This window comes from Okeania sp. SIO2C2, from assembly GCF_010692625.1.
In the GTDB taxonomy this organism is placed as follows: Bacteria; Cyanobacteriota; Cyanobacteriia; order Cyanobacteriales; family Microcoleaceae; genus Okeania; species Okeania hirsuta.
In genome coordinates, this window is the sequence record NZ_JAAHGM010000125.1 from 1 (window position 1) to 7,320 (window position 7,320).

Here is a 7,320-nt window from a genome sequence, read left to right on the forward strand (position 1 = left end):
TCTATAACTATTATTATGAAAAACAAACAATTACAACATCTACTGAAGAAGATATAGACGATAAATTACTTTGTCCCTATCAAGGTTTATATCACTTTAACTCAGAAAATGCCGAATATTTCTTTGGTCGAGAAGTATTTATTGAAGAACTCTATCAATATACAGAAACTCGTAATTTTATTCCCGTATTAGGAGCCTCTGGCAGTGGCAAATCTTCAGTTATTTTAGCTGGTTTAGTACCGAAATTAGTCAAGGCTGGACATTGGCAATTTACCCATTTTCGTCCAGGAACAGACCCATTTTATGCCCTAGCTCGTGCCTTAATTCCACTCTACGCACCCCACCTCAATGAAACTCAACTTCTGACTCAAACTGACGACTTATCTGAGTATCTAAAAGATACAAAAAAGACTAATCAATTATCCAAAGTTTTTGAACAAATACAGCATAATCATCCCCATAACAGAACTTTACTAATTGCCGACCAATTTGAGGAACTTTACACCCTTTGTAACGACGAACCAACCCGCAGGAAATTTATTGATACTCTCTTATATACATTCCGGTATTTCACCGAAAAATCATCTTTATCAACAGTATTAGTTGCCACAATGCGGGCAGATTTTTTAGGAAATGTATTATCTTATCCACCATTAGCTGATGTCTTGCGAAATGGGGATGTAAAAATCCGCTCCATGAACTCAAAAGAACTGAGAGAAGTTATTGAAAAACCTGCTCAAAAATTAGGAGTCAACTTTGAAGGCGGACTGGTAGAACGTATTCTTGAAGATGTAGATAAACAACCAGGAAATTTACCCTTATTAGAATTTGCTTTAACAGAACTTTGGAAACAACGCAAAAGCAAACAATTAACTCATAAAGCTTATGAAGAAATAGGTCAAGTTTCTGGTGCATTAACTCGTTATGCTGATGACAAATTTAGTAAACTTAAACCAGAAGAACAACAACAAGTCCATCGAATTTTTGTGCAGTTAGTTCGCCCTGGTGCAGGCACAGAAGATACCCGACGAGTGGCAACTAAAGCAGAATTAAACCAGACAAACTGGAATTTAGTCAAAAAATTAGCTGATGCACGGTTAGTTGTCACCGGTCGTACTGTTGTTAGCAGTGAAACAGAAGAAAATTCAGGGCAAGAAACCGTTGAGGTAGTCCATGAAGCCTTAATTAGAAACTGGGGTCAACTAAAGGGATGGATGGAAAATGACCGAGAATTTCGTGTCTGGCAAGAACGACTGCGGGGAGCAATGCGTCAGTGGGAGGAAATGAAACGGGATAAGGGGCAACTATTACGGGGAGCAGCGTTGCTTCAGGCCCAGGAACAACTGAAAGACCGTCGGGATGAACTCTCACAAGGGGAGCAAGAATTTATTCGGAAAAGTCAGAAATATAAACAACGTAAACGTCAACGAATGTTAGCAGGAATGGTCGCATTTTCCGTGATAATTTCCCTACTTGCTGTGTGGTCAGAAATTCAACGACGCACAGCTGTCATCAGTGAACAAAAAGCAGAGATGAGAGCTTTAAATACTCGCTTAGTCTTAGGAGAGGAAAGCTTAGACATACAGTTAGAAGCTCTGAAACTGGAGCAACGAGCAAATAAAACAATACCTGAGATACACCAGGCTACCAATCTCCTGCAAAAAACTGTTGACTGGCCAGGAGAGAAAGAAATTAATAGCTTAGAGGGGCATGAGGATACTGTCTCTGGTGTGGCATTTAGCCCCAAAGGAGATTTGATTGCTTCTGCCAGTGCTGACAACACCGTCAAACTGTGGAAATCTGATGGCACATTACACAGGACTTTAGAGGGGCATGAGGATACTGTCTCTGGTGTGGCATTCAGCCCTCAAGGAGATTTGATTGCTTCTGCCAGTGCTGACAGGACAGTGAAACTCTGGAAACCTGATGGCACATTACTCAGGACTTTAAAGGGACATAAGGATCATGTCTTTGGTGTGGCATTCAGCCCCAAAGGAGATTTGATTGTTTCTGCCAGTGCTGACAGGACAGTGAAACTCTGGAAACCCGATGGCACATTACTCAGGACTTTCGAGGGCCATGGTAGTTATGTTTCTGGTGTGGCATTCAGTCCTAAAGGAGATTTGATTGCTTCGGCGAGTTATGACAAGAAAGTGAAACTGTGGAAACCCGATGGCACATTAATCAAGACTTTAGAGGGGCATAATAAATCTGTTTCTGGTGTGGCATTTAGTCCTAAAGGAGATTTAATTGCTTCGGCGAGTTATGACGAGAAAGTGAAACTGTGGAAACCCGATGGCACATTAATCAAGACTTTAGAGGGGCATAAGGAGCCTGTTTATGGTGTGGTATTTAGCCCTAAAGGAGATTTGATTGCTTCTGCCAGTGGTGACGACACGGTGAAACTGTGGAAACCCGATGGCACATTACTCAGGACTTTAGAGGGGCATGAGAATACTGTCTATGGTGTGGCATTTAGCCCTAAAGGAAATCTGATTGCTTCTGCCAGTAGTGACAACACCGTCAAACTGTGGAAACCCGATGACACATTTGTCACGACTTTAGGAGGGCATGATAGTTATGTCTTTGGTATGGCATTCAGTCCTAAAGGAGATTTGATTGCTTCGGCGAGTTGGGATGACACAGTGAAACTGTGGAAACCTGATGGCACATTACTCAGGACTTTAGAGGGCCATGAGGATCATGTTTCTGGTGTGGTATTCAGCCCTCAAGGAGATTTGATTGCTTCTGCCAGTGATGATCGGACAGTGAAACTATGGCAACCTGATGGCACATTACTCAGGACTTTAGAGGGCCATGGTAGTTATGTTTCTGCTGTGGCATTCAGCCCTAAAGGAGATTTGATTGCTTCTGCCAGTGGTGACAAAACCGTCAAACTGTGGCAACTCGATGGCACATTACTCAGAACTTTTGAGGGTGGGAATACTGTCTGGAGTGTGGCATTCAGCCCTAAAGGAGATTTGATTGCTTCTGCCAGTGCTGACAACACCGTCAAACTGTGGCAACCCGATGGCACATTACTCAGAACTTTCGAGGGCCATGGGAATACTGTCTGGAGTGTGGCATTCAGCCCTAAAGGAGATTTGATTGCTTCTGCCAGTAGTGACAACACCGTCAAACTGTGGAAACCCGATGGCACATTACTCAGAACTTTCGAGGGCCATGATAGTCATGATAGTTCTGTTTATGGTGTGGCATTCAGCCCCAAAGGAGATTTGATTGCTTCTGCGAGTCGTGACAACACTGTTAAACTGTGGAAACCCGATGGCACATTCGTCAGGACTTTCGAGAGGCATGAGAATACTGTCTATGGTGTAGCATTCAGCCCTACAGGAGATTTGATTGCTTCAGCGAGTCGTGACAACACTGTTAAACTGTCGAAATTTAACCGAGATGACCTGATAACTCACGCTTGCAAGTGGATGAGTGACTACCTGAAAAATAACCCTAATGTCACTGAAGAGGAGCGTCGTCTCTGTGGAGTAGAAGCTTCGGCAACGGCTTTGTTTTTGCAGGGTGAGCAGTTAGCAGCACAGGGCAACATTGATAAAGCAGTTTCTCAGTTTCAAAAGGCAGTAAAACTAGACTCTAATTTCAGTTTAAATTCAGCAGCAGCAAGTCTGTTACGAAGTGGCAGGAAATTAAGAGAAAATCATAAATTTGATGAAGCTATTTATGCTTATAATCAAGTAAAAAAATTAGATTCAAGTTTAGAAGTTTCTGCCTCATATTGGGATGATATTTGTCGGCAAGGTAGTCTAAATAAGCAAGTAAAAAAGGTAATGTTTGCCTGTGAAAATGCAGTTGAATTGGAACCTTATAATGGATTGATTCGAGATAGTCGAGGTTTAGCCAGAGCATTAACAGGTGATTTTCAGGGTGCTATTGAAGACTTTGAGATGTTTATTGAATGGATAGATAATAAAGGTTATGAAGATGAAAAAGCACGACGACAAAGTTGGGTTGATACTTTGAAAAAAGGAGAAAATCCCTTGACAACAGAGGAATTAGAAAAGCTTCGTTAGGAGTAATTTGAGAAGCATTCAGCTGTCAGCCATCAGCTATCAGCTATTGCTTTGGAGTCAGGAGTCAGGAGTCAGGAGTCAGGAGGGAATAAAGAAGGAAGAAGCAAGAAAAAAGAGGAAGAGGAGAAGAAAGTTTTTTGAACGCTAATTTATTTAATTAACCTAAGAAAAAATAGTAACTAATTAGATTATGACTACAGAACAAAATGACAAATCCCTATCCAATCAAAATCAAACTGCCGGAAATTTGACAGTTTCAGGTATTGAAAATCCTGTAAATTTTGTCAATACAACAGAGGGCACTGTAAGTGTTAATCAATCTCGTCATGTTATTTACAATTATTATAGTGAAGTATCCACTGAGAAGATTATTCAGCAACAACTGATTAAAGATTCTCCGTATCAAGGACTAAAAAGGTTTAATTTTCAAGATAGAGAATACTTTTTTGGTCGGGATGCTTTGATTAATAAACTATTTGCAGCAGTTAATAAAAGTAGCTTTACTTTAGTTTTAGGAGCATCAGGAAGTGGTAAGTCATCATTAGTTCGTGCAGGTGTTATTCCTGAATTCAAGACATCTCTAAAATCGAGCAAATTTTATGATTTTATTTTCACGCCAAATGACGACCCTTTTGAATCTTTATATCGCTGCCTTCTCAGTGAAGAAAAAGATTATAACTTCAGGAAATTAGAGGCTAAAATTGCCCTGAAATCTCAAGCTGATACCCTACCTGAAGTAATTAGCAAATTAAAAAAAGAGGATGAACAATGGCTAATTTTTGTGGATCAATTTGAGGAATTATTCACCAGTTGCCATGACCTAGAAAAACGAAATAATTTTATTAAAAATCTTGTTCGTGTTGCTAATTTTAAAGATAGTTCTGTAAAGATTATATTGGCAATGCGAGCCGATTTTTTGGAGCAATTAAGTTCCTATCCAGAATTAGGAATAATTGTCAATCAAAATAATCTTCATCTGCTAACAGATATGCACCCAGATGAACTAAAACAAGCAATTGAACTACCAGCATTCAAGAATGGAGTCGTTTTTGAAGAAGGGTTAGTTGAACAAATTATTAAAGAAGTTGAGGGGCAAAAAGGTTATCTTCCCTTATTACAATATACTCTAGATTTGCTCTGGCAAAGTGAATGTCATACTATTGGTTATGATGGTCGTCCTAATATTGAAGACCGCATTTTAAACAAGGCAAATTATGCAGCTTTGGAGGGAGTAAGAGGTGCGCTACAAAAGCGAGTTAATGATATTTATCAGAATCTAAATCAAGATGAACAGTCAGCGACGAAACAAATATTTGTTAAATTGGTAAATATTATTGATACTAATTCGGTTAGTAAGACAGTTAGTAGACGAGCTAATCGTAGTGAATTTGTCGGTAAATTAGTAAACAATACTCTGTCAACTTTTATTGATGAAAATTTGCTGGTTAGTAGTGCTGAAGATTTAACTCCAGAAAAGTTAAAGTTGAGTGAAAGTCAAAGCTCAAAACAATCCGCAACGGTAGAAATTGCCCATGAGATTTTGCTCTCTTCTTGGGATAGGTTAAAACACTGGATTGAAGAGGAAAAAGAAGCTATTATTCTCAAGAATTGGCTGGCAAGTGAAACAAGGCGATGGCAGAAAATTTGCTCAGAGAATGAGTCTAAAGGTATGGCAGAACTGTTAAAAGGCTCGAGATTAGAGCAGGTTATTGAGCTGAGGAAAAAAGATGCGTTTAAAAATGTTGGTGGCTTAAGAGCAGAGGAAAATCAATTTATTGATGTTAGTATTAAGTGGCAACAGCAACAAGAACAACAAAAGAAAAAGCGCCGACGAAATACCATTGTCAGCCTCGCTACTTTTTCAGCTATTTCTTTGGGACTAGCTAGCTTTGCGGGAATTCAACTATTGGAGGTTAAAAAGGCTGAACAACTTAGACAACAAGAACTTGTTCGCTCTACCTGGATAAGCCTTAAGCCATTAAAAACAAAGGAGCAAGAAGGATATTATCAAGAAAAATATGAAGAATGTGGAACTTGGCTCGATTATGGTTTGCGCGATCTCTACTGTAAAATCAAACCCTTTGTTGATTATCGCAAACTAATTACGGTTTCAGGTTTACCTATTTTCCGCAGTGGCCCCCATAGTGATTCTGAACTGAATTTTAATGCTGACTATGAGTTTGGGTATTACAACCCAGAATTTTTAAAGTGGATTCAAGAGAATGCCATTATTGATCCTAATGACGACAACTTTAAGCAGCATATTCAATCAGCTTACAATGATAAAATGAGAGTAGTAGCAAGAGCTTTCTACCAAACACATAAAATTTTGTTTGCTTCCCCTGAAGAATTTGAGACCTTTAAGAAAAAATACGAATCCGTTCAGAAAGAGTATCAAGAAATGTTAAGAACGGATAAAACAAGGGAGCTAAGGTTTTATGACGAGCCTCGGGAATTTGAAAAAATCAAGGAGGAATATTTCCATAACATTAAAAACAAAACTATTCCGTTAGAATATACAAAAGGTAACTTTACGGGATTAGGAGTCTATCTACAAGAACAATTTAGATGGCTGGCAGATTATTTAGCAACTCAAAATGAAGATAGTTATGAAAAGATTGATGAGCGAGAAAACTATTTGTATCTAGCAAATGTATCAGGAGGTTTTTGGGTTCGACGCTCTATCGATGGAACAGAAAAACAGTTTTTTGAAATATTGACAAAACTGTTGAGTATCTACGATAAAGATTGGCTGGATCAACAAGAATTAATGGATACTAAACCATCCCAATATAATCAATAGACGGCGTTGCTGAATTGAAGTATGAATGCGCGATTGTTTGGTTCTGGTCAAGCCCCCGTGCATCCCCCAAAATTGGGGGACTTTTAGAGTTTTATTCCCCCCAAAATTGGGGGGCTATGGGGGCAAAATTATACCCATAATCAGCAACGCCCAATAAACATCTCCGAACAAAATATAGACTTTTTACCGAATAATTAATAATTAGTAATTAATAATTAAATAATTCTGGTTTAAAGCCTCCCATTTTAAGGAAAAAAAAAGAAAATATTCCTTATATTCAATCCTCTCGGTTTTAACCAGAGGTAATTATCAATTATCCATTATCAATTAATGAAACATATGAGATTATGACTACAGAACAAAATGATCAACCCCTATCCAATCAAAATCAAACAGCCAGAGATTTGACAGTTTCAGGTAGTGAAAATCCTGTAAATTTTGTCAATACAACAGAGGGCACTACAAGTATTA

3 protein-coding genes are annotated in these 7,320 nt (G+C 38.8%); all 3 read left to right on the top strand.

Annotation, left to right across the window (positions count from 1 at the left end):
* A partial coding sequence (locus tag F6K18_RS35530) for a hypothetical protein (protein WP_287528010.1) occupies positions 1 to 4,046 on the top strand: 4,046 nt, incomplete at its 5' end.
* 7 nt (positions 4,047 to 4,053) lie between these two features.
* Positions 4,054 to 4,194, top strand: coding sequence for a hypothetical protein (locus tag F6K18_RS35535; protein WP_287528013.1), 141 nt, complete (start codon positions 4,054 to 4,056; stop codon positions 4,192 to 4,194).
* 42 nt (positions 4,195 to 4,236) lie between these two features.
* Positions 4,237 to 6,849, top strand: a complete 2,613-nt coding sequence (locus F6K18_RS35540; RefSeq protein ID WP_287528016.1) for an ATP-binding protein — start codon at positions 4,237 to 4,239, stop codon at positions 6,847 to 6,849.
* Positions 6,850 to 7,320 lie beyond the last annotated feature (471 nt).

Excerpts from the sequence above, each read along its gene's own strand:
- F6K18_RS35540 (WP_287528016.1), top strand. The coding sequence starts at position 4,237 with ATGACTACAGAACAAAATGACAAATCCCTATCCAATCAAAATCAAACT.